Source organism: Nocardia farcinica (assembly GCF_001182745.1).
Lineage (GTDB): Bacteria > Actinomycetota > Actinomycetes > Mycobacteriales > Mycobacteriaceae > Nocardia > Nocardia farcinica.
On sequence record NZ_LN868939.1, the window covers coordinates 90,885 to 110,832 of the forward strand.

The following is a 19,948-nucleotide window of genomic DNA, read 5'->3' on the forward strand; positions in this document are numbered from 1 at the left end:
GAGGCTAGCGCGCCGCGACGGCCTCGGCCAGGCGGTCGAGCTGTGCGGCGGTGGTCTCCCAGTCCAGGCAGGCGTCGGTGATCGACTGGCCGTAGACCAGATCCGCCGACCGGCCGAGGGTGAGGTCCTGGCGGCCCGCCACCAGGAAGCTCTCCAGCATCACGCCGACGACCTCGCGCTCACCGCCCGCGATCCGCTCGGCGATGTCGGCCACCACGTCGACCTGCTTGTTGTGGTCCTTGTTGCTGTTGCCGTGGCTGGCGTCCACGACGACCCGGCGCGCCAGCCCGGCCTTCTCCAGCCGCAGGCACGCCTCGGCCACCGAGGCCGCGTCGTAGTTGGTGCCGTTGCTGCCGCCGCGCAGGATGACGTGGCAGTCCGGGTTGCCGGTGGTGCGGATCAGCGCGGCGCGCCCGTCGAGATCGGTACCGGGGAAGACGTGGCTGGCCGCGGCCGCGCGCACACCGTCGACCGCGACCTGGACGTCACCGTCGGTGCCGTTCTTGATGCCGACCGGCATGGACAGCGCGCTGCTGAGCTGGCGGTGCACCTGGCTGGCCGCGGTGCGCGCGCCGATCGCGCCGTAGGACACCAGATCGGCGATGTACTGCGGGGTGATCGGATCGAGGAACTCGCACGCGACCGGCAGGCCGAGCGCGGTGATGTCGACCAGCAGCTTGCGGCCGATGCCCAGACCGGTGTTGACATCGAAGGAGCCGTCCAGGTGCGGATCGTTGACCAGGCCCTTCCAGCCCAGGCTGGTGCGCGGCTTCTCGAAGTACACCCGCATCACCACGTGCAGGCGGTCGTCGAGTTCGGCGGCCTTGGCGGCCAGGCGCCGGGCGTAGTCGAGGGCGGCGGCGGGGTCGTGCACCGAGCACGGGCCCACGATCACCATCAGGCGGTCGTCGGTGCCGTCGAGCACCTCGACGGTGGCCTTACGGCCCGCCCGGACGGTATCGGCGAGGTCGTCGGTGATCGGGTGCACCATGCGCACCTCGGCGGGCGAGCGCAACGGGCTCACCGACAGGGTGCGCTGGTCGTCGAGATCGGAATGCCGCGCGTCGACATCGGCTGCGGTAGTCATCGTGTGTCGGTTTCCTTTTCGTCAGGCCGACCCACGGAAGATTGCGAACACCGTCGAGCCGGTCCATCATCCGGCTCGGGGTGGAAGAGTCAGCGCATGTGGTTGCCGCAGACCGACCCACCCAGGGCCGGCTTGCTAAACCAGAAATACGCGCGCTGCACGACGAAGACTGTACCAGGCACAGGCAGCCGGGTGACGCGGGGGCCAACGGAGGACGCCGATGGCCCCCGCGAATTCACCCTCAGGCAGTGCCCGATGTCGCCCGAGCGACGCTCACGCGAACTGCCCCGGCACGTATCCGCCCGCGGGGGTGCGGGTGATGACGTTGATCCGGTTGTAGGCGTTGATCAGTGCGACGACCATGATCAGGCCCGCGATCTGATCGTCGTCGTAGTGCTTGCGCACCTGCGCCCAGGTCTCGTCGGACACGCCCTGGTGGGCGTCGGCGAGCCGGGCCGACTCCTCGGCGAAGGCCAGCGCCGCCCGCTCGGCCTCGGTGAACACCGTCGCCTCCCGCCAGGCGGCGACCAGGTTGAGCCGCACCGGATCCTCGCCCTCGTGCACCGCGTCCTTGTAGTGCATGTCGACACAGAACCCGCAGCCGTTGACCTGGCTCACCCGCAGCAGCACCAGTTCCTGCGTCGACCGCGGCAGCGTGGTCTCCCCGACCACCATGCCCGCGTTGTTGATCCGCTTGATGAACTTCGCGCCGGCCTGCTGCCCCATGAAGTCGAACCGCTGTTCCATGACCTGCTCCTGTCACGTCTCCCGCCCGGTCCGTCACCGGGCGTGTATACCGAGACGACGACGTGGCCCGCCGGACTGTGACACCACGAATTGTGAGGCCCGTCACAGCAACCGGAGCGCGGTCAGTCGAACGAGTAGGTCACCCCGGTGAGCCGTTCCGACAACGCCCACAGCTCGCCGGCCACCCGCTCGTCGCGGGAGGCCTTGGTCGAGCCGCAGCGGCCCGGGTAGCCGCGCATGCCGCCGAGCCCGGTGGGGCCGTAGAAGGCGCCCGGCTCGACGGGCATGGTGGCCGCGAACAGTTCGGGCAGCGCGCCCATCTCCGCGGTCTGCGCGAGGATGCGGTTGCCCACGTTCATCACCGAATCGAGGAAAGTCTCGGTGTGCGACTGCAATTCGGTGGCCGCGTAGCCGGGGTGCGCGGCCACCGACAGGATGGGCGAGCCCGCCGCGCTGAGCCTGCGCTGCAATTCGTACGCGAACAGCAGATTGGCCAGCTTGGACTGACCGTAGGCGAGCCAGCGCTGGTAGCGGCGCCGCTCCCAGTTGAGATCGGCCAGGTCGATCCGGCCGACCGCGTGCGCGCCGCTGGACACCGTGACGACCCGGTCGGTGATCTTGTCCAGCAGCAGCCCGGTCAGCGCGAAGTGACCGAGATGATTGGTGCCGATCTGCATCTCGAAACCGTCCGCGGTGGTGCGGTGCGGCACCGCCATCACACCGGCGTTGTTGATCAGCACGTCCACCCGCTCGGTACCCGCGGCGAAGGCCCGCACCGAGGCCAGATCCGCCAGGTCCAGTTCGCGGACGGTGGCCCGCGCGCCGATCTCGGCGGCCACCTTCTCCGCCTTGGCGAGGTTGCGGCAGGCCAAGACGACGTCCGCGCCCGCCCGTGCCAGCGCGCGAGCGGCGACCGCGCCGAGCCCGCTGTTGGCCCCCGTGACGATGAACGTCCGACCGCTCTGATCCGGGATGTTCGCGGTGTCCCAACGGCTCATGCGGCGAGTGTAGCCCGCCGGGGTCCGCGCCGCCGAGGACTGAGATAGGGTTGCCTAACCAAATATCCGGACCTGTGAGGCAACCGTGACGACAACCACCGACCATCGGGACGGCTACGTGCCCTTCCCCGCCGAGACGGCCGAGGCGTACCGGGCCGCGGGCTATTGGACCGGCAGGCCGCTGGGCGACCTGTTGCGCGCCACCGCGAGCGCCCATCCCGGCCGCACCGCCCTGCTCACCGACGACGGCGCCCGCGACTACGCCTGGGTCGACGCCGAGGCCGACCGGATGGCCCACGGCCTGCTCGCGCTGGGCATCGCCCCGGGCGACCGGGTGGTCGTCCAGCTCCCCAACGTGCCCGAATTCCTCACCGTGCTGTTCGGTCTGCTCCGCGCCGGCATCATCCCGGTGCTGACCCTGCCCGCCCATCGCCGGGCCGAGATCGAGCACCTGGCCACGCTGTCGGAGGCCGTCGCCTACATCATCGCCGACCGGCAGGGCGATTTCGACTACCGCGAACTGGCCGCGACCGTGTGCGACAACGTCCCGAGCCTGCGGCACGTGCTCGTCCTCGGCGACGCGGGCCCGTTCACCGACCTGAGCGGCATTGCCCGCGACGGCGATTCGCTGCCCGAGATCGACCCGAGCGACATCGCGCTGATGCTGGTCTCCGGCGGCACCACCGGCCTGCCGAAGCTGATCGCGCGCACCCACGATGACTACGTCTACAACGCCACCGCCAGCGCCGAGCTCTGCGAACTCACCGCCGAGGACGTCTACCTGGCGACCCTGCCCGCCGCGCACAACTTCCCGCTGGCCTGCCCCGGCATCCTGGGCAGCGTGAGCGTCGGCGCGGCGGTCGCCTTCGTCACCGATCCCAGCCCGGAGAACGCCTTCGCCGTCATCGAGCGCCACCGGGTGACCGTCACCGCCGTGGTGCCGCCGCTGGCCCAGTTGTGGTGCGCGGCCGTGGAATGGGAGGAGGCCGACCTCGGTTCGCTGCGGCTGCTGCAGGTGGGCGGCGCGCGCCTGGCCGACGTGAACGCAAGGGAGGTCACCCCCGCGCTGGGCGCGACGTTGCAGCAGGTGTTCGGCATGGCCGAGGGCCTGCTCAACTACACCCGTCTCGACGACCCCGAGGATCTGATCTGCACCACGCAGGGCCGCCCGCTCTCCCCCGCCGACGAGGTGCGCGTCGTCGACGGCGAGGGCAACGACGTGGCGCCCGGCGAGGAGGGTGAGCTGCTGACCCGCGGCCCCTACACCATTCGCGGCTATTACCGCGCCCCCGAGCACAACGCCCGCGCGTTCACCCCCGACGGCTACTACCGCAGCGGGGACCTGGTGCGGGTGCTGCCGTCGGGACACCTGATCGTCTCCGGGCGGATCAAGGACGTCATCAACCGCGGCGGGGAGAACATCTCCTGCGACGAGCTCGAGGAGCACCTGCTCGCGTATCCCGCCGTGCGGCACGCGGCCGCGGTGGGGCTGCCCGATGCCGCCCTCGGCGAAAAGGTCTGCGCCGTGCTGGTCGTCGACGGTGACATGCCGAGTCTGGCGGAGGTCAAGAAGTTCCTGCTCGGCCGCGGCCTGGCCACCTTCAAGCTGCCCGACGTGCTGCGCCAGGCCGACACCCTGCCGCTCACCGCGGTCGGCAAGATCGACAAGAAGGTGCTGCGGGCCACCCAGTCCTGACACCCGTCGCCGAGGCCGACTCCTGAGACCGACGACGGGCGGCGCACCGGAAAGGTGCGCCGCCCGTTGTGGTTTCGCCGGTGTCGTCTTCGGGTGTCTCAGGCCTTGACCACGTAGGGCGCGATGCTGCCGAGCTTTTCGCAGGTCTCCTCGAATTCCCGCTCCGGCCGCGACTGCCCGACCACACCCGCGCCCGCGCGCAGCCACGCGCCCTCGGCGGTCTGGTAGACCGCCCGCAGCACCAGCGTCGCCTCCAGCGCGCCGGTGGTCGGCGAAACGGTCACCACCGCACCGGAGTACAGCCCGCGCGGTGCGCCGTCGAGCCGGAAGACCGAGTCGACGCCCTCGCGCTTGGGGATGCCCGACGCGGTGACCGACGGGAACAGCACTTCCAGGGCATCCCAGCTGGAGCGGTCGGCCGCGAGCCTGCCGCGCACGGTCGAGGCCAGGTGCTGCACGCTGCCGCGCTCGCGCACGGCCATGAAGTCCGACACCGCGGGGGTGCCCGGATCGGCGACCGCGCTGATCTCGGCGAAGGAGGTCTGCACCGAGATGGCGTGCTCCACGATCTCTTTCGGGTCGCTCACCAGGTCGGCGCGGGCGGCCATGTCGACCTCGTGGCCGCGGCCGAAGGCGCGGGTGCCCGCCAGCGGCTCGGTGGTGACCACCCGGTCCTCGTCGACGGAGGCGACCAGTTCGGGGCTGAAGCCCGCCGATTCCAGGCCACCCAGCCGCAGCAGGAACGAGCGCGCGGGCGTGTTGTTCGCGCGGCCGAGCCGGTAGGTGGCGGGCACGTCGACGGTGAAGGGCAGGTCGACCTTCCGCGACAGGATCACCTTCTGGTAGCGGCCCGCGCCGATCTCGGCGACCGCCTCGGCCACCCGGTCCCGATAGCCGGTGGGATCGATGCGCACGTCGATCGGATGCGGCTGCGGCAGCTCGGTGTCCTGGGCGGCCGCGATCAGATCGTGGATGTCGGCGGTCTCCGAGGGCGTCGCGCCGCCGATCCGCACGCCGGACTCGTCCACGACCACCTCGATGCGCGGAATCATCAGGTGCGCCAGCGAGGTCCGCTCGTCGACGTGGTCGGTGGCCGCGAGCGCCCACGCGCAGAACTCGAAACCGATCCAGCCGTAGGCCTTGGCCGAACCCGCGGGAAGCATGCCGAGCGCGCGGTCCAGGGCGCGCGCGGGCGAGCCCTCCCACCGCGACACCGTGGTCTCGCCTTCCCACGTGACCCGCAGTTCGCTGGCGTCGAGTTCGATGCTGCCGATCGGGTCGGCCGCGAACACCCATTGCCCGGGGCGCTCGTACATCACGTATTCGCCGAACCGGTCCGCCGACGCCAACCGGGACATCGCTGCCGCCGGATCGGTCACATACTCAACGCGCGAGCGCTCGTCCGTGGTCGACAACGATCCTCCAAAGGTTAAGCTGACCTAACTTGTGAGAGGTAAGGTTAGCATTACCTCGGTGTCGCACGGGTGTGCCCGGGACCACAGCGGAGACCGCGGCACGTCCCCGCAACGCACCCGCTCCGGCGAAGTCGCGGCGCGCGCGGGACCCGGCGCGCGACAATGGGGAGCCCGCCGGGATGCCCGGCACGGCAGACAGACACGGAGGCCCCCATGATCGATCACGCCGGCGTTCCCGACACCACGGACGCGGGGCCACGGTCGGTGGTGGCCCTGGTCGACGCGAGCTCCGGGGTGGAACGCGAGCTGATCGGCACCTGGGTGGCCGAGGGCGGCGTCGCCCGCGAATGCGGCACCGGCGCGCCCGTCACGCAACTCGATCTCGACGCGCAGGCCGTCGCCGCCCGGCTGGTCGGCCGCCGCGACGATCCGCTGGTGGTGCCGGTCCGGGTGCTGTGGCTACCGCCCGAACGCGACGGCGTGCGGCGGATGAGCTTCGCCGACCTGGCGCTGCTCACCAACCCGCGCAAGCCGAATCGGCTGGTGCAGCGGCGGTTGGTGCGCAAGGCGCCCGACCGCCACGTCATCCTGACCGGTCAGCCCGCCCGGCTGAGCGAATTGCGCGCCAACAACCCCGAAGCCGCCGCGCTGCACGCCGCGGGAACGAGCGAACCGTTCGCCCGCGCGATCGTGCGCGCCGCGGTGGTGGCACTGGAGCGGGCCGAGCGATCGATCATCGGCGACCGGTACAAGGTGCCGCGGCTGGTGGCCGAGGAGATCCTGGATTCACCGGACTTCCTCCGCAGGCTCGAACTGATCGCCGACCGGATCGGCGCCGATCCGCAGGAGGTGTACCGCCGCGCGGAGAAGGCGCTGCACGAACTGGTCGCCGCCCAATCCCGGTTCGTGTCGGACCTGTTCACCCAGGCCATGCGGCCGGTGCACGCCTCGACCTGGAAAGTCGACACCGACTCCTCCGGCCTGGCGCAGCTGCGCGCGCTCAACCGGCGGTATCCGCTGGTGTTCCTGCCCTCGCACCGCTCGTATGTGGACGCCTTTGTGCTCGGTGACGTGCTCGCCCGCAACGACTTCCCGCCCAACCACGTCATCGGCGGGGCGAACCTGCGGTTCTGGCCGATCGGGCCGATCGCCCGGCGCACCGGAACCGTGTTCATCCGCCGCAGTTTCGGCGACGACGAGGTCTACAAGGCCGTCGTCGAGGAGTACTTCGCCTACCTGTTGACCAAGCGCTTCAACATGGAGTGGTATTTCGAGGGTGGTCGGACCAGAACCGGCAAACTGCGCCCGCCCCGCTACGGCCTGTTGAACTACCTCGCCTCCGCGGTGCGCACCGACCGCATCGAAGACGTGATGCTGGTGCCGGTCTCGATCACCTACGAACGGCTCAACGAGCTCGGCGCCATCGCCACCGAACAACTGGGCGGCACCAAGAAACCCGAGGGCCTGACCTGGCTGGCCCGCTACATCCGCAGCCAGCAGCATTCGGCCGGGCACGTCTACGTGCGCTTCGGCGATCCGCTCTCCGCGCGTGAGCGGCTCGCCGCGCACGGTGACCCGCTGCACGCTCCGCCGCTCACCATCCCGCTGCACGGCGGCGACGGGCAGCAGGCGGGCGCGACACAGGCCGACGCCGAACTCGCCGACCGCGAGCGACGGGCCGTGCAGCGGTTGGCCTTCGAGGTCGCCGTCGGCATCAACAAGGTCACCCCGATCACGGTGAACGCACTGGTCACGCTGGCTCTGCTGGGGGTCGAGGAACGCGCGCTCACCCTCGGCGAGGTGCGCACCCTGCTGGCGCCGGTGATCGACTACATCCGCAAACGCGAGCTGCCCTCGGGCGAGCTGGACGCGTTGTGCGACGAGCGCTCGCTGGCCGTTGTGCTGGAACAACTGTCGCTGGCCAAGGTGGTGACCGTCTATCGCGGCGGTATCGAGCCGGTGTATTCGATCGAGAGCGGCGCGCATCTGGAGGCGGCGTTCTACCGCAACAGCGCGGTGCACTGGTTCGTCAACCGGGCCATCATGGAACTGTCCATCCTGGCCGCCGTGGAGACGACCGGCACCGACGAGTTGCGCGCGGGCTGGGACGAGGCCTTCCGGCTGCGCGACCTGCTGAAGTTCGAGTTCTTCTTCCCCGACCGTGCCGAGTTCACCGCGCAGCTCACCGCCGAGATGCTGCTGGTCGACCCGGACTGGAACGGCCGCCGCCGCGACACCCTCGGCAGCGAGATCGTCGCCAAGCTGCGGGCCTCGGGCTTCATGATGGCCCACCGCGTGCTGCGCTCGTTCTTCGACGCGCAACTGGTGCTCGCCGAGCGGCTGGCCGACAAGGACCCGGCCACCCCGATCGAGCGGAAGGAACTCATCGCCGAATGCGTGGCGGTGGGCCGACAGATGCTGCTGCAACGGCGTCTGCACAGCCCGGAATCGGTGTCGACCGAGTTGTTCGCGTCCGCGGTGAAACTCGCCGACAACCACGACCTGCTCGGCCCAGCCGACCCCGAGGACACCGCCGAGCGCGCCGACCTGGCCCGGCGCCGCGCCGAATTCGCCGAGCAGTTGCGCGCGATCGGGGCCCGTATCTCGCTGGCGGCCACGCTCGACCCGTCCAACACCCTCGGCCCGGTGACGCGATGAGCGTGCGGCAGGACGAGCTGCTCGCGGCCGTGCGCGCGGCACCCGAAGGCCCCGCGGTGCTCGCGGTCTTCGATCTGTCGGCCGTACTCGACGAGACCCCGCCGCCGCGGCGCCTGCTGCCCCGGCGCACGGACCCGGTCGCGCGGGTGCTGCTCGACGGCCTGCGCGGCGGCATGGACGACGGCCGGTACAGCCGGTTCCTGCACCGCGCCTGCACGACGCTGGCGGGGCGGCGCCACGAGGAGATCACCGCGGTCGGCCGCCGGCTGTTCCGCAGCAGGGTCTACGGGCATCTGTATCCCGAAGCCTGGCAGCTGGTCCGGGCCCACCGCGCCTGCGGGCACACGGTGGTGCTGGTCGGCGAGCAGACCCGCTACCAGCTCGCCCCCGTCGCCGAGGAACTCGGCATCGAGCATGTGCTGGGCACCACCCTGGACACCGACAGCGACGGCGTGCTCACCGGCCAGGTACGCGGAAAGGCGCTGTGGCGCGGCGACAAAGCCGAGGCCGTCCGCGCCTTCGCACAGGCGCGCGGCCTGGATCCCGCCCGCGGCTGGGTCTACACCGGTAACGCGGGGGACACCGCGCTGCTCGGCCTGGCCGGTCACCCCGTTCCGGTGTGCCCCGAGCCCGCGCCGATCGACGCGGCGTCGTTCCGCCGCAGGCGAAACCCGCGGCCGGTGGACTACGCGCGCACCGTCGCCGGGTTCGCGGCGTTGCTGGGCGGTGCGTCGGCCGGTGTGCTGGTCAAGGCGCCCACCCGGCGGCGCCGGGCGATGGCCGACGGGCTGATGGCCCTCGGCACGCGGGCCACGCTGGCCACCCTCGGCGTGCGAGTACGGGTGAGCGGGGCGCACAACGCGCGCTCGCCGCGGCCTGCGGTGTTCCTGTTCAACCACCAGAGCCAATTCGACGTCATCATCGTCCCGTACGTGCTCGGCGGCGGGGTCACCGGCATCGGCAAGAAGGAGCTCACCCGCAATCCGGTGTTCGGACCGCTCATGCGGTTCGTCGGGGTCACCTTCATCGACCGCTCCAGCACCGAACGGGCCAGGGCGGCACTGGCCCCGGTGGTGGACACGTTGCGCAGCGGGTTGTCGATCGCCGTCGCGCCCGAGGGCACCCGGTCCTACAGCCCGGAGGTGGGCCCGTTCAAGAAGGGCGCCTTCCACATCGCGCTCCAGGCGGGTGTGCCCGTGATCCCGGTGGTGATCCGCAACGCGGGCGACATCGCCTGGCGCAACTCGATGATCGCGCGCAGCGGCACCGTCGACGTGGCGATCCTCGACCCGATCGACGTGCGCGACTGGGATCCCGCCGACCTCGACGAACGCGTCGAGCAGGTCCGCCTGCTGTTCCTGCGGACGTTGCTGGACTGGCCGGAGCCGGACCGTTGACTCAGACCGAGCGGCCGAACAGCAGCTTCCACGGCATCAGCGCCGACTCCAGCTGCACCTTCAGACTCATCTTGGACGCGCCCTTGGTGCGCTCCTCGAAGCGGATCGGCACCTCGGCGATGGTGATGCCCTTCTTGACCGTGCGGTAGTTCATCTCCACCTGGAACGAGTAGCCGTTGCTGCGGATGGAGGCGACGTCGATGGCACGCAGCGTCTCGGCCTTCCACGCCTTGAACCCGGCGGTCGCGTCCTTGACGCCGAGCCGCAGGATCAGGTTGACGTAGAAGTTCGCCCAGGCCGACAGGGCCTTGCGGTACCACTTCCACTCCTCGGCGGTGGAACCGCCCGGCACGTAGCGGGAGCCGAGCACCACACCGGCGTCGGTGTCGCGCAGCTTGTCCAGCATCGCGGGGATGACCTCGGCGGGATGGGAGAGGTCGGCGTCCATCTGGATCACCACATCGGCGCCTTCGTCGAGCGCGCGGGTGATGCCCGCCACGTAGGCCCGGCCGAGGCCGTCCTTCTCGGTGCGGTGCAGGACCCCGACGACATTCGGCAGATCGGCGGCCAGCTTGTCGGCCACCTCCCCGGTGCCGTCCGGCGAGTTGTCGTCGACGACGAGGATGTGCAGGTCCGACACCGGCAGCGCGGTCAGCCGCGCCACCGCCACCGGCAGATTCTCCCGCTCGTTGTAGGTCGGCACAACAACGGTAACCCTCAAGGGTCGCCCTCCCTGCTCACCTGGTCCAGCTCGCGGGCCCACGCCGGACCGCCGAGCAATCGTCGATTTCTGAGAAACCGTACTTGATCCACCTGACGAGGACCTGAGCGGCCGCGACCCGGCCGGCGCCCCGGCGCCGGACCAAGATCAAGTCACCGACCTGCGACGACGCCGCCGCACCGGTGTGGCCGGTGAAAAGGGTTGCGCCGCAGCGGCGCTATCGGTCGCCCTCGCGCCAGGCGCGGTCGCGGGCGTCCTCGTACTCGTTGCGGGCCCGGGCGATCTCGAGCGCGCGCTCGGCCGTCGCGCGGTCCGGATAGGGCCCCATCCGGTCCCGGAACCAGCACTGCCTGCCCCGCTCGGCACGCTGGTGCTTCAAGCAGTAGTACCACCGTTCAGCCATACCCCCAGCATCCCACCTCGGCGGTTCGCTGGGTCGGGTTCGCGCCAGGTGCGGCGCGCCCTCGACATGCGGGTCACCACCGTGCGGGCGCCGGGCGCGGATCAGCACGCCGGGCGCGGCCCCGCGTCGGTACCGGAGTACTCGACCCTGGTGGCCCCGATACCCGACCGCGGCAGGACCACCGCGGTGCCCGTGCCGGGCTTCCAGGTGCGCGGGAGCAGGACGAAGTTGTCGGCGGTGCTCATCACCAGCACCAGGCCCTCGTAGCGGTAACGGTAGGCGGCGGCCGGGTCGGTGCAGGCGGTGGCGGTGACGTCCGGCACGGCGAGTTCGAGGTTCTTCTCGCTGTAGACGGTGACGCCGGGCTCCTTCGCCAACCGTTCCGCGATGTAGGTGGCCGCCCGGCCGGTGCCGACCGCCATCGAATAGTCGGTCGCACCCCAGAAGAACGCGCCGCCGACCAGCAGCAGGACCAGGCCCCATTCCAGCGGCGCGACCGAGCGGTCGACCGCACCGCGCTCGCCGTCGGCGCGGTGCAGCGGCGACTGGCGCGCCCGCACCACCACCCGCAACAGCAGCACACCCGCGATCAGGCAGGCGGGCGCGACCGCGAGACGCCGGTTGCCCCACCATTCGAACAGCAATCGGGACGCGCCGTTGGCGATCAGCAGCACCGCGAGCCCGGCGAGAACGACGAGCAGCCACGGCGGCCACGGCGCGCGGCGCACCCGGTTGGGCAGCACGCCCCAGCCCCACAGCAGCGCCAGCGCGGTCACACCCACCACCGCCAAGGGCACGAACAGCCCGTCGGCGCTGCGCATCACGTAGTCGGTGGTGCTCAGGCCGAGCACATCCGACTTCACACCGAGGTAGCCGCAGAACCCCCGCGCGTGGAAGAAGCCCCAGTAGAACAGCAGACCGGCCAGCAGCGTGGCGGGCGCGACGAACTGGCCGACCACGTGGGCGACCTGGGAGAGGCCGGCGAAGGTGGAATTGTCGCGGACCGGGGCCGGCTCGTCAGCCATGGCCGGGCTCCGTAGCGGCGGGGGTGCCCTCGGGAAGCCGATTCGCCGGTTCGGTCGGGCCCGGTTCGATCGGGCCCGGTTCGATCGGTTCGGTCGTGGTCGCCCGGGGCGGGGTCGATTCGGGTGGGGTCGATTCCGGCGGGGTGGATTCGGGTGTCGACGGCCCCGTGTCGGTGGTCGGCCCCGCGGTGGTGACCGCGGCGCGGCACGGCACGCCGTACACGGTCACCGTCTCGCCGGGGGCGGCGGTGGCCTTCGGCCCGATACCGCCCGAGGGGAAAGGCCGGTCGATCCCGTTGACGCCCGACGCGCTCGACAGCAGCACGGTCCCCGCCGGGTAGGTGGTCTCGTCGCCCGACGGGTTCGGGCATTCCGGCTCGACGGCCGCGGGATCGACGACCACCCGCACCTGAACGCAGTCCGCGGGCAGCCCTTGCGCCCGGCACCCGACCGCCACCCGGCCCGCCAGCACTTCCGCCACGGACTGGGCCGTGTTCTGGAAGCTGAACTGGTACTCCCCCAGATCGACCGGCAGCCCCTTCGCGACCCGTCCCTGCTGCTGCCCGCCCGGATTCCCCGGTGCGCCCTGGGAATTCCCGCCTTCCGGCATCCCCGGCGCCTGCGGCCCACCCTCGGAGTCGTCCTGTGTCACGGCCCCCGCACCGGCCCGGGTGACCGGCTCCCGTCCGGCCGGACTGCCGTCCTCCGCGCACCCGAGCACCGCCACCCCGATCACCGCCAGCACTCCCACCACCGCGCCGCGCACCACCATCGCCTCCTCCACCGAGGACGGCTCGGACCGGCACCCGCGAGTGCGGCCCGGCCGGATCGGCGCCGTAGCGGAGATCACCACAGAGTGCGCCGAATCACACCGACGACGGTAGGGAGGCGGACTCGTCCGCGAACGCGTACCGCACTACTCGATTCCAGAACCCCGCCCGGCGCATCCAGCCCCGGAGACGAAAAAGACCACCTGTCACCAGGTGGTCTTCTCGGTGGCCAGGGCCGGGATCGAACCGGCGACCTTCCGCTTTTCAGTCAGGCACATAATCGCAGCTCAGCGATGCCGTTTGCTGGGTCGTGCATCATCCGTGCATCAGTGGCCGGTCAGTGCTTCACGATGATCGAGCGAGGCAGCTGCACGGCGTTGGCGCGCGCAGCCAGCTTGCTCAGCTCGGCGGCGACCTCCTTGTCACGGCCATCGACCGCGTGCAAGTACCGGATCGCCGCAGCGTTGGACGAGTGCCCGAGCCGCTTTTTCAGGTCGGCCAGGTTCGCCCCGGTCAGCGCGGCCAAACTCTGGCCGGTGTGCCGCAGGTCGTGAAAGGTCACGTCAACACCGACCTTGCTGCGCGCCCGGACGAATGCCTGGTAGATCGCGTTCCCCCGCATCCGCTGTCCGTCACGGCCGACGAACACCCATTCACGCCCCGCCCACTGTTCGAGGTGGGACACCAGGTACGACCGCAGATGCGGCGGGATCGACACGGGCCGTTTCCCGGCGTCGGTCTTGGGGTCCTTATCGAAGGCGGCGCCGGATTCGAGTAGTTCGACACGGGTCCGCCGAACCCACACCTGATTGGTGGCCAGGTCCACGTCCGTGACCGCCAGCCCGATGATTTCGCCACGACGCAGACCACACCACGCGGCCAGCAGCACCGCAGCCCGATACCGCGGCGTGATGGCATCGACCAGCGCAGCGACTTCCGCGACGCTCGCAACGTTGCGTTCCTTCGCTCGGTCCGAACCCGCACCTTTGATCGTGCACGGATTGACCGTGATCGCGTTGTCCCGGATCGCCTGATTCATCACCGCCCGTAGGAACCGGTAGGACTGCTGGATCGAGGTCCGACCGCCCGAGCCCGCGAGCGCCTTGGCGTGCCACGACCTCACCACCGGCGCCGTGATCGCCACCAGTGGCTTGTCCAGCAGCTCCGTCATGTGCAAGCGCATGTTGCGCAAGCAGGTCTCCTGCCAGCGTGCGCCCACGTCCGGATTCTCGGCCAGGTAGGCCCTGGCGTAGTCCTCGAACCGTTGCCGACCCAGCTGCTCATCCAGCCAGGCGCCGCGGCTGATATCGGCCTCGACCTTGACCAGGTAGCGGTCCGCATCGGTCTTCGTGCGGAAGGTGTTCGGTGCGGTCTGCCGCTTGCCGTTCGGGCCAATGAAAGACGCCTGGAACTTGCCGGACGGCAGCTTACGAACCGTGCCGAAGCGACGCCGCCCCATCAGGCCACCACCCGGCCACCGCTCCAACGCACCGCCACAGGTTCCACCCGTCCGGCCTGGGCGAACGCCTCCAGGTCCGAGACCTTGAACCGCACGTGCGTGCCTACCTTGTAGAAGGTGATTCGCCGCTCAGCGACCAGACGCCGGATGAACCGCTCACCCGTGCCCAGATACTCCGCGGCGCCCTCCACGTTCACATACTCCGATCGTGTCTGCATCCTTCCCCCTACGCTGCTACCGCGATTGCCGAACTGTGTTGTGCCGCCGCTGGTCCCGCTGCCAGCAGTGCACGTGTGTATTCCGCTCGCCAGGCTGTTCGTTGGGCGATGGCGGACATGATCAGGTGATCCCGAGGCGGGGCGGACTGGTCGCCAGGCTCGACCGGGCGCACGATCCAGTGCGAGGTATCCGGCTTGCTGATACCCACAGCGGCGAGCAACTGCCGAACAAACTCCGCGCGGTCGGCCTTGTGGTCGGGCAGCGTCTTCCCGGACCAGCGGCGGGAGACCAGCACTCGGCGGCCGGGCAGGCCGAGGGTGTCACGGCGGTGGGCCTTGCCCTTGCAGCGGCCGGCCACGGTCTTGTCGCTGGCGCCCTTGGGCACGATGCCGTACCGCAGCCACACCGGGCAGCGCGGCGAGCACGGGGTGTGCTGAAGCTCGGCGTGCAGGCGGTCGTAGTGGGCCGCCGTGCGGGCCGAGGTCGTGTCCAGTACCTCGCTGACCGACTTGGTGAGGTACTTGGTCACGTAGCCGATCGCGCGATCGGCCTTCTCCCCGGGGATGTAACCCTTCATGTGGCCGGGGTCCATGCGTTCGCCGAACCGCACCGTGTAGGCGGGTTCGAGGTCGTCCACGCTGTCGAGGATGTCCAGGGCCTCATCCCAGCCCGTCAACGGCCGGCGGGTATCCGGGTCCACGAAGGTCATGAGCCGGTGATCCCAGACCGGGAGCCGGTCACCGGAATACACCTCGTGCTCGGGGTCGAAGTGCGGCCACCACACCTGGTGATAGGTCGCCGCGGTCACCATCCGCAGAATTTCGCGGGAGATCGCGCCGCGCAGTAGCAGGTGCAGGTGCGGGGCGCCGCGTTTCTGCGGCTCCACAGTGGCGAAGTACTGCACGTCATAGCCGACGCAGCGGCGGAGATTCTGAATCCAGCGGTCCACCAGCTTGGAGAAGAACACGATGTCGCGGGCAGCGCGGGCGTAGTCGTAGGTCTCCGGATCACGCGGAGACCCGTCCGAGCACGGCTTGCCGTCCTGGTCGATCGCGCCGTCGCGGTTGATCGGACCGTAGGACGGCATGGTGAGCGTGACCATCATCGAGGACCGGTAACCGCCGATCACCTGACCGACCGTGCGCCGTTCGATGCGCTTGCGGGGCAGGTTGGGCACGTCCTGGCGGCGCTTGGTCGACCGCACCCGCCGAGCCCGCGGTTTGGCCTCCAGCGGCGGCAGAGGGCCACGGAACCCGAGTTCCCTTATCTCGCAGTCGATTTCGGTCACCACGTCGGCCAGGGCGTCGGCGAGCTCGGTGTCGCCGTCCTCGCGTGCCTGCCCATAGTCGGCCACCGCATCAGCGCGCGCGGCCAGCAGGTCGGTTTGCTGCTCGGAGGGCTCGCGCGTCTCATCGATCGGTTCGGTGTCGGCGTGCCAGCCCTCCCGGCACTGGGTCATGCGCAGCCAACGAGCACGGTCCGCGCACGGCTTGCACACGCTGGCGATTGTCGACTTGCACGGGGCCGCCAGGTAAGTCGTCTGCCCGGTCATCGGGTCGACAGCCCTCATCGTCACCGGCCGCACGCACACCCCGAACCTCTCGGCCGTGGCCTGCGCGACGTCGGTGAAGTCGGGCAGGGCGCGACGCTGGGCGGCGGTCAGGCGGGGCGGAACCTCGGTGGTGGTCACGCGGCGTCCTTCCCGAAGCGGATCGCGGCGTCGAGGTGGGACAAGACGACCGGTGCGGTGAGCGTGTCGGTGTAGTGGAAGGTCAAAGCGATAAGGCCGGGACCGGCAAGGCCGACCTGGCAGTCGTGCGCGCCGACGAATCGGGCGAGCATGTCGGCGCGGTTGTCGAAATCGGCTGGGCAGTGCCCGGGCAGCATTCGCACGATCACGAGGTCGTCGGTGTGGCCGACCCACACATCCACCAGGCGAGGCACACGCATGCGGGTGCCCTCGCAAATGACCAGGTTGCAGGCAGTCGCCAGGCGCGTCCAGCGTCGCCGGTACCGGACCCAGGCCACGACGTTGGCGCGGGCGGGGCCGGTGATCCAGCGCTCGAAGGTCTGCGGGCTCCTGCCTCGCCACAGCACCATCCCCGCGACAGCCACACCAGCCACCCCCACGCCCGCCAGCGGGTGCACGAAAACGCCGGCCGCAACAGAGACAGCGACAGGGGCCGTGGCGAGAATCCCGGCCAGGAAACCGGTAGCAAAGCAGCGCACCGCCAGGCCGAGCCAACCCAGCATCGCAGTGTTCGTGGTCATCGCAGGTCCTTCGGGTCGAAAAGAGACAACTGATCGGGGCAGGGAGCGTGCAGGTCGGTCGGCGTGCGCCGCTTGGTCCGTGTGACCTTCTCAGCGGCAGCGCGCACGATCGGATTCACCTGTGGCGCAGCGGGTTTCGGCTTGCGGGTCATGCCGCCCACCCGCCGTCACCGTCGTCGTCGTAGTCGAAGCCATCAGGGGTCCAGGCCGGGGCCGTGCCGGTCTCGACCAGGAGCCGGACCGCGACCGCAGCCGGGTCCAGGCCGCGGGCTTCCCACCGGCAGCGGCGGCGGGCCGCGAGGTCGATCACGGTGGCGTCGATCTCAGTCGAACGGTGGTTGCTCATCACAGAACCTCGGTTTCGTTTTCGGGGACGCCGCAGCGGGTGCAGGCGCGGGTATGGGTCATCTCGCCCAGCGGCCACACGGTCGTGGTCCAGCGGGCCGGGAAGTCGTGGCCGTGGTCCTGGCACTCGCGAGTGGCCAGGCAGGCATCACAGACCACGCGGTCACCGTCATAGACCCAGCCGATACCGGCACGGCGGGTCAGGTAGCCGATGGCCTCGCTCGTGGTGGCGAAGCAGGTCAGGGACCCGCCCCGCTCGGTGTAGACGTCACCGCAGATGTCGCAGTAGACGACCACGTGAGATTCGGTCTGGAAGCCGCGCTTCATGCCGCCGCCGCCCCGTCCTCGCCAGGGATGTAGTCCGGATCGAACTCGCTGTAATCCTCTGTGGGACCGGTGATTTCGGGGGCAGGCGAGTAGGCGTCCACGATCGCGTCGGCGGCCTCGTCGGAGACCCAGAACGCTCGCACCCGCACGAACTCCGCGGTGCCGTCTTCGCCGACATAGCCGACACCGGGCGTGCGCTCGCTGATCTTGTCGCAGCGTGCCCCGCGATCACGGGCGCCCTGGCCGTGGACCATCGCCACCTGCGTCGGCTCATCCAGGCGCAGCCCGATCCGGATCGGGAAAAGCTGCCGGTTGGGCATGGTTTCCTTGCTCGGGTCCTGTAGCGCCGCGACCATCGACACCGCAGCCGCGCGGCCCTGCGACAGGATCAACCCGGTCAGGCGGCGGAACTCCTTGGCCTGGTCAGGCTCGGCATAGGCCGACAGCGAAGCCGCCTCGTCCACGATGATCAACACCAGCGGCTGCTCCGAGGTCGGGCGGTGCTTGCGGATGCCGTGGGCGCGCATGTGCGCCAGACGCTCTTGCAGGACTTCCACCGCTTCGCGCAGCATCGCCAGGATGGATTCGGTGTCGGTGGCGAACCGCACGAACAGCTTGTTCTCGCCGCGCCCGAACTCCACGCCGCCCTTCGGGTCGGCCATCCACACATCCACCAGGCCGTCACGGATCGCCGGGCCGACCCCGGCCAGCACCGACCACAGCACCGAGCCCTTACCCGACCCCGTCGCACCCGCGACCAGGATGTGCCCGTAGAGCACCCGCAACCGCCACACGTCATGGGCCTCGGTCACACCCACCGGGACCGCCTCCAAGTCCACCCCGTGATGGACCACACCCGGCGCCGGTGCCGGAGCCGCCAACGTGTCGAAGGTCTTGACGTGAAGACGAACCCAGCTCGGCGCAGGCGACGACACTGTCACCTCGGGCACCGAGAAATAGGTAGCGAACTGGCTCAACACCTCGTCGTTGGACCAGTCCGAGAACGACTGACCGCCCAACATCATCACGTCGACATCGACGCCGTGCTCGGCGTAGTCCCAACGATCCACGAACGGCCAGCCGCCCTCAATCGAACCCAGACCCAAGGCAGCGAACATGAGATTCGTCTGGGCACGGTCGCCCAGAATCAGGGCCGCCGGCCGCAGCTCAGGCGGGGCAGCAGCCACGATGTCATCCACACTCACCGGACGCGGACCAGTCCCCAAATGGCGCATCCAGGCCAGCCAGCCCGCCCCAGCCAGCGCACCGCCAGCAGCGGCAATCGTTGCAACAGTCGACATTTCAACTCCTAGGACCCACGACCGGCCGGACCGGGCGCGGAGGTTGAACCACCCGAGGTGGTGTTGCGATCGGTGGTGTTGCGATCGGTCGCACCGGCACCGGGGAGACCGCGACAGCCTGCGGTGTCGGCACAGACGCAGCCGCAGGCCGAGGTGTCGGTGTCGGCGCAGCAGCCGGAACGACAGACGGGGAATCCGCCACCGGTTCGGACTGCTCAGACGCTCGGCGGGTACGCAGCAGCACCGCCAAGCCGTGGGTATCGATCAGCAGCGCAGCTGGAGCAATCACCGCCAGCAGCGCAGCGAGATAGCCGTGACCGGAGACCAGGGAATGAGCGACGTTGCCGCCGATCGAGACCGCCGCACCCGCGGCGAGGACCCCGGTAAACCAGCGGCGCTCCGGCGAGTCCGCGAGGGCGAGTACCGCAATCGTGGCTTGAATGATGGTGCCGTCCACGATCACCGGGAACAGCCACGCCAGATGTGTCGGAGTATGGGCCTTGATCGCCAGGTCACGCAGGGCCGCGAACGACAACACGAACGCGGCCCCACCAATGGCCAGGACAACGAGCACAGCGGACCAGCGAGCCCACCGAACTCCCTTGGACTGCTGATCCGCCGCGCTCATCGTCACGCCACCCGGGACTCAGCAGCGGACTTGCCACGCGCACCCGAGGTGTCCCCCTTGATGCCACCGGCGTAGAACACGAACCCCTGGTACTTGAACTCACCCTGACCCATCACCCGAGGCTCGGCCAACAGACCCTCCAACTCGATCTGCCGCATCCCCGGCAGCACCTCCGGCGTCGACGGCACCGGCTGAACCTCCGACAGGAAGATCAGCTGAAAGCTCGCCCGCTTGGCGTTGGTCTCCGACGGATCGGTCACCGTCGCCTTCCACATCGGCAGACGCGACCCCGCGCCGGTCTTCGGGTTGTAGTCGATCTGCTGCTCGGGGACCGCGTTCCGATCCGGGTTGTACTTGATCAACGGCTCGATCTGGCCGACCAGCACGAGCCCCTGCGGGAACGCCTCAGCATGAGCGATCGGGAAGCGGTAGCCCTTGAGTGCCATGTCAATCTCCTTGGGTCATCGAGTGTCGTAGTGAG

21 protein-coding genes are annotated in these 19,948 nt (G+C 69.9%); 3 read left to right on the forward strand and 18 right to left on the reverse strand.

Features of this window, described 5'->3' with window-relative positions; all coding sequences use genetic code 11:
• Window positions 1–4 precede the first annotated feature (4 nt).
• From AMO33_RS17480 to AMO33_RS17490, 3 genes are all read right to left on the reverse strand, one after another.
• Complete coding sequence (locus tag AMO33_RS17480; RefSeq protein WP_011207155.1) at window positions 5–1,087, reverse strand: 3-deoxy-7-phosphoheptulonate synthase; 1,083 nt, start codon at window positions 1,085–1,087, stop codon at window positions 5–7.
• A gap of 273 nt (window positions 1,088–1,360) precedes the next feature.
• A complete protein-coding gene (locus AMO33_RS17485) occupies window positions 1,361–1,834 on the reverse strand; it encodes a carboxymuconolactone decarboxylase family protein (protein WP_060593610.1) in 474 nt (157 codons plus the stop codon).
• 122 nt (window positions 1,835–1,956) lie between these two features.
• Window positions 1,957–2,832, reverse strand: coding sequence for an oxidoreductase (locus tag AMO33_RS17490; protein ID WP_060593611.1), 876 nt, complete (start codon window positions 2,830–2,832; stop codon window positions 1,957–1,959).
• Between the two features lie 85 nt (window positions 2,833–2,917).
• Here AMO33_RS17490 and AMO33_RS17495 point away from each other — a divergent pair, with 85 nt between their 5' ends.
• The gene (locus AMO33_RS17495; RefSeq protein WP_011207152.1) at window positions 2,918–4,528 is read left to right on the forward strand and encodes a (2,3-dihydroxybenzoyl)adenylate synthase; all 1,611 of its coding nucleotides are present in this window, start codon (window positions 2,918–2,920) and stop codon (window positions 4,526–4,528) included.
• Window positions 4,529–4,626: 98 nt separating this feature from the next.
• Here the strand turns inward: AMO33_RS17495 and nbtS are convergent, their stop codons facing one another.
• A complete protein-coding gene (gene nbtS / locus AMO33_RS17500) occupies window positions 4,627–5,943 on the reverse strand; it encodes a nocobactin biosynthesis salicylate synthase NbtS (protein ID WP_011207151.1) in 1,317 nt (438 codons plus the stop codon).
• A gap of 213 nt (window positions 5,944–6,156) precedes the next feature.
• Here nbtS and AMO33_RS17505 point away from each other — a divergent pair, with 213 nt between their 5' ends.
• Window positions 6,157–8,601 (forward strand): glycerol-3-phosphate 1-O-acyltransferase, encoded by a 2,445-nt coding sequence (locus AMO33_RS17505; protein ID WP_050767943.1) that lies wholly within the window; start codon window positions 6,157–6,159, stop codon window positions 8,599–8,601.
• Window positions 8,598–9,998 carry a 1-acylglycerol-3-phosphate O-acyltransferase gene (locus AMO33_RS17510; protein WP_060593612.1) on the forward strand — a complete coding sequence of 467 codons (1,401 nt, stop codon included), beginning with the start codon at window positions 8,598–8,600 and terminating at the stop codon, window positions 9,996–9,998. The genes AMO33_RS17505 and AMO33_RS17510 overlap by 4 nt, the downstream gene beginning before the upstream one ends.
• A 1-nt stretch (window position 9,999) precedes the next feature.
• Here the strand turns inward: AMO33_RS17510 and AMO33_RS17515 are convergent, their stop codons facing one another.
• The 14 genes from AMO33_RS17515 to AMO33_RS17570 all read right to left on the reverse strand — a co-directional run bounded on the left by AMO33_RS17515 (window position 10,000) and on the right by AMO33_RS17570 (window position 19,913).
• The gene (locus AMO33_RS17515; protein WP_060593613.1) at window positions 10,000–10,701 is read right to left on the reverse strand and encodes a polyprenol monophosphomannose synthase; all 702 of its coding nucleotides are present in this window, start codon (window positions 10,699–10,701) and stop codon (window positions 10,000–10,002) included.
• 235 nt (window positions 10,702–10,936) lie between these two features.
• On the reverse strand, window positions 10,937–11,122 hold the full coding sequence (locus AMO33_RS17520) for a hypothetical protein (protein ID WP_060593614.1): 186 nt from the start codon (window positions 11,120–11,122) through the stop codon (window positions 10,937–10,939).
• A gap of 101 nt (window positions 11,123–11,223) precedes the next feature.
• Entirely contained in the window at window positions 11,224–12,147 is a 924-nt protein-coding gene (locus AMO33_RS17525; RefSeq protein ID WP_060593615.1) for a hypothetical protein, read from the reverse strand.
• Window positions 12,140–12,931, reverse strand: a complete 792-nt coding sequence (locus AMO33_RS17530) for a hypothetical protein (protein ID WP_060593616.1) — start codon at window positions 12,929–12,931, stop codon at window positions 12,140–12,142. Before AMO33_RS17530 ends, AMO33_RS17525 begins: the two co-directional genes overlap by 8 nt.
• Before the next feature lie 323 nt (window positions 12,932–13,254).
• The gene (locus tag AMO33_RS17535) at window positions 13,255–14,376 is read right to left on the reverse strand and encodes a tyrosine-type recombinase/integrase (RefSeq protein ID WP_060593617.1); all 1,122 of its coding nucleotides are present in this window, start codon (window positions 14,374–14,376) and stop codon (window positions 13,255–13,257) included.
• Window positions 14,376–14,594 carry an excisionase gene (locus AMO33_RS17540; protein WP_060593618.1) on the reverse strand — a complete coding sequence of 73 codons (219 nt, stop codon included), beginning with the start codon at window positions 14,592–14,594 and terminating at the stop codon, window positions 14,376–14,378. Before AMO33_RS17540 ends, AMO33_RS17535 begins: the two co-directional genes overlap by 1 nt.
• Before the next feature lie 8 nt (window positions 14,595–14,602).
• Window positions 14,603–16,285 carry a replication initiator gene (locus AMO33_RS17545; RefSeq protein WP_060593619.1) on the reverse strand — a complete coding sequence of 561 codons (1,683 nt, stop codon included), beginning with the start codon at window positions 16,283–16,285 and terminating at the stop codon, window positions 14,603–14,605.
• Entirely contained in the window at window positions 16,282–16,866 is a 585-nt protein-coding gene (locus tag AMO33_RS17550) for a hypothetical protein (protein ID WP_060593620.1), read from the reverse strand. Before AMO33_RS17550 ends, AMO33_RS17545 begins: the two co-directional genes overlap by 4 nt.
• A complete protein-coding gene (locus AMO33_RS32095) occupies window positions 16,863–17,018 on the reverse strand; it encodes a hypothetical protein (RefSeq protein ID WP_167547535.1) in 156 nt (51 codons plus the stop codon). The genes AMO33_RS17550 and AMO33_RS32095 overlap by 4 nt, the downstream gene beginning before the upstream one ends.
• Entirely contained in the window at window positions 17,015–17,212 is a 198-nt protein-coding gene (locus AMO33_RS17555; protein WP_060593621.1) for a hypothetical protein, read from the reverse strand. The genes AMO33_RS32095 and AMO33_RS17555 overlap by 4 nt, the downstream gene beginning before the upstream one ends.
• A complete protein-coding gene (locus AMO33_RS17560; RefSeq protein WP_060593622.1) occupies window positions 17,212–17,538 on the reverse strand; it encodes a hypothetical protein in 327 nt (108 codons plus the stop codon). Before AMO33_RS17560 ends, AMO33_RS17555 begins: the two co-directional genes overlap by 1 nt.
• The gene (locus AMO33_RS17565) at window positions 17,535–18,839 is read right to left on the reverse strand and encodes an FtsK/SpoIIIE domain-containing protein (RefSeq protein ID WP_082668746.1); all 1,305 of its coding nucleotides are present in this window, start codon (window positions 18,837–18,839) and stop codon (window positions 17,535–17,537) included. Before AMO33_RS17565 ends, AMO33_RS17560 begins: the two co-directional genes overlap by 4 nt.
• Window position 18,840: 1 nt before the next feature.
• Window positions 18,841–19,413: a DUF2637 domain-containing protein gene (locus tag AMO33_RS30490; RefSeq protein WP_159033820.1), complete on the reverse strand. Its 573-nt coding sequence runs from the start codon at window positions 19,411–19,413 to the stop codon at window positions 18,841–18,843.
• A gap of 56 nt (window positions 19,414–19,469) precedes the next feature.
• Window positions 19,470–19,913, reverse strand: coding sequence for a hypothetical protein (locus AMO33_RS17570; protein WP_060593624.1), 444 nt, complete (start codon window positions 19,911–19,913; stop codon window positions 19,470–19,472).
• Between the last annotated feature and the right edge of the window lie 35 nt (window positions 19,914–19,948).

Coding starts and splice junctions, on each gene's coding strand:
- AMO33_RS17560 (WP_060593622.1), bottom strand. CDS start 17,538: ATGAAGCGCGGCTTCCAGACCGAATCTCACGTGGTCGTCTACTGCGAC.
- AMO33_RS17535 (WP_060593617.1), bottom strand. CDS start 14,376: ATGGGGCGGCGTCGCTTCGGCACGGTTCGTAAGCTGCCGTCCGGCAAG.
- AMO33_RS17565 (WP_082668746.1), bottom strand. CDS start 18,839: ATGTCGACTGTTGCAACGATTGCCGCTGCTGGCGGTGCGCTGGCTGGG.
- AMO33_RS17485 (WP_060593610.1), bottom strand. CDS start 1,834: ATGGAACAGCGGTTCGACTTCATGGGGCAGCAGGCCGGCGCGAAGTTC.
- AMO33_RS17555 (WP_060593621.1), bottom strand. CDS start 17,212: ATGAGCAACCACCGTTCGACTGAGATCGACGCCACCGTGATCGACCTC.
- AMO33_RS17540 (WP_060593618.1), bottom strand. CDS start 14,594: ATGCAGACACGATCGGAGTATGTGAACGTGGAGGGCGCCGCGGAGTAT.
- AMO33_RS17570 (WP_060593624.1), bottom strand. CDS start 19,913: ATGGCACTCAAGGGCTACCGCTTCCCGATCGCTCATGCTGAGGCGTTC.
- AMO33_RS32095 (WP_167547535.1), bottom strand. CDS start 17,018: ATGACCCGCAAGCCGAAACCCGCTGCGCCACAGGTGAATCCGATCGTG.
- AMO33_RS17490 (WP_060593611.1), bottom strand. CDS start 2,832: ATGAGCCGTTGGGACACCGCGAACATCCCGGATCAGAGCGGTCGGACG.
- AMO33_RS17550 (WP_060593620.1), bottom strand. CDS start 16,866: ATGACCACGAACACTGCGATGCTGGGTTGGCTCGGCCTGGCGGTGCGC.
- AMO33_RS17505 (WP_050767943.1), top strand. CDS start 6,157: ATGATCGATCACGCCGGCGTTCCCGACACCACGGACGCGGGGCCACGG.
- AMO33_RS17525 (WP_060593615.1), bottom strand. CDS start 12,147: ATGGCTGACGAGCCGGCCCCGGTCCGCGACAATTCCACCTTCGCCGGC.
- AMO33_RS17480 (WP_011207155.1), bottom strand. CDS start 1,087: ATGACTACCGCAGCCGATGTCGACGCGCGGCATTCCGATCTCGACGAC.
- AMO33_RS17510 (WP_060593612.1), top strand. CDS start 8,598: ATGAGCGTGCGGCAGGACGAGCTGCTCGCGGCCGTGCGCGCGGCACCC.
- AMO33_RS17520 (WP_060593614.1), bottom strand. CDS start 11,122: ATGGCTGAACGGTGGTACTACTGCTTGAAGCACCAGCGTGCCGAGCGG.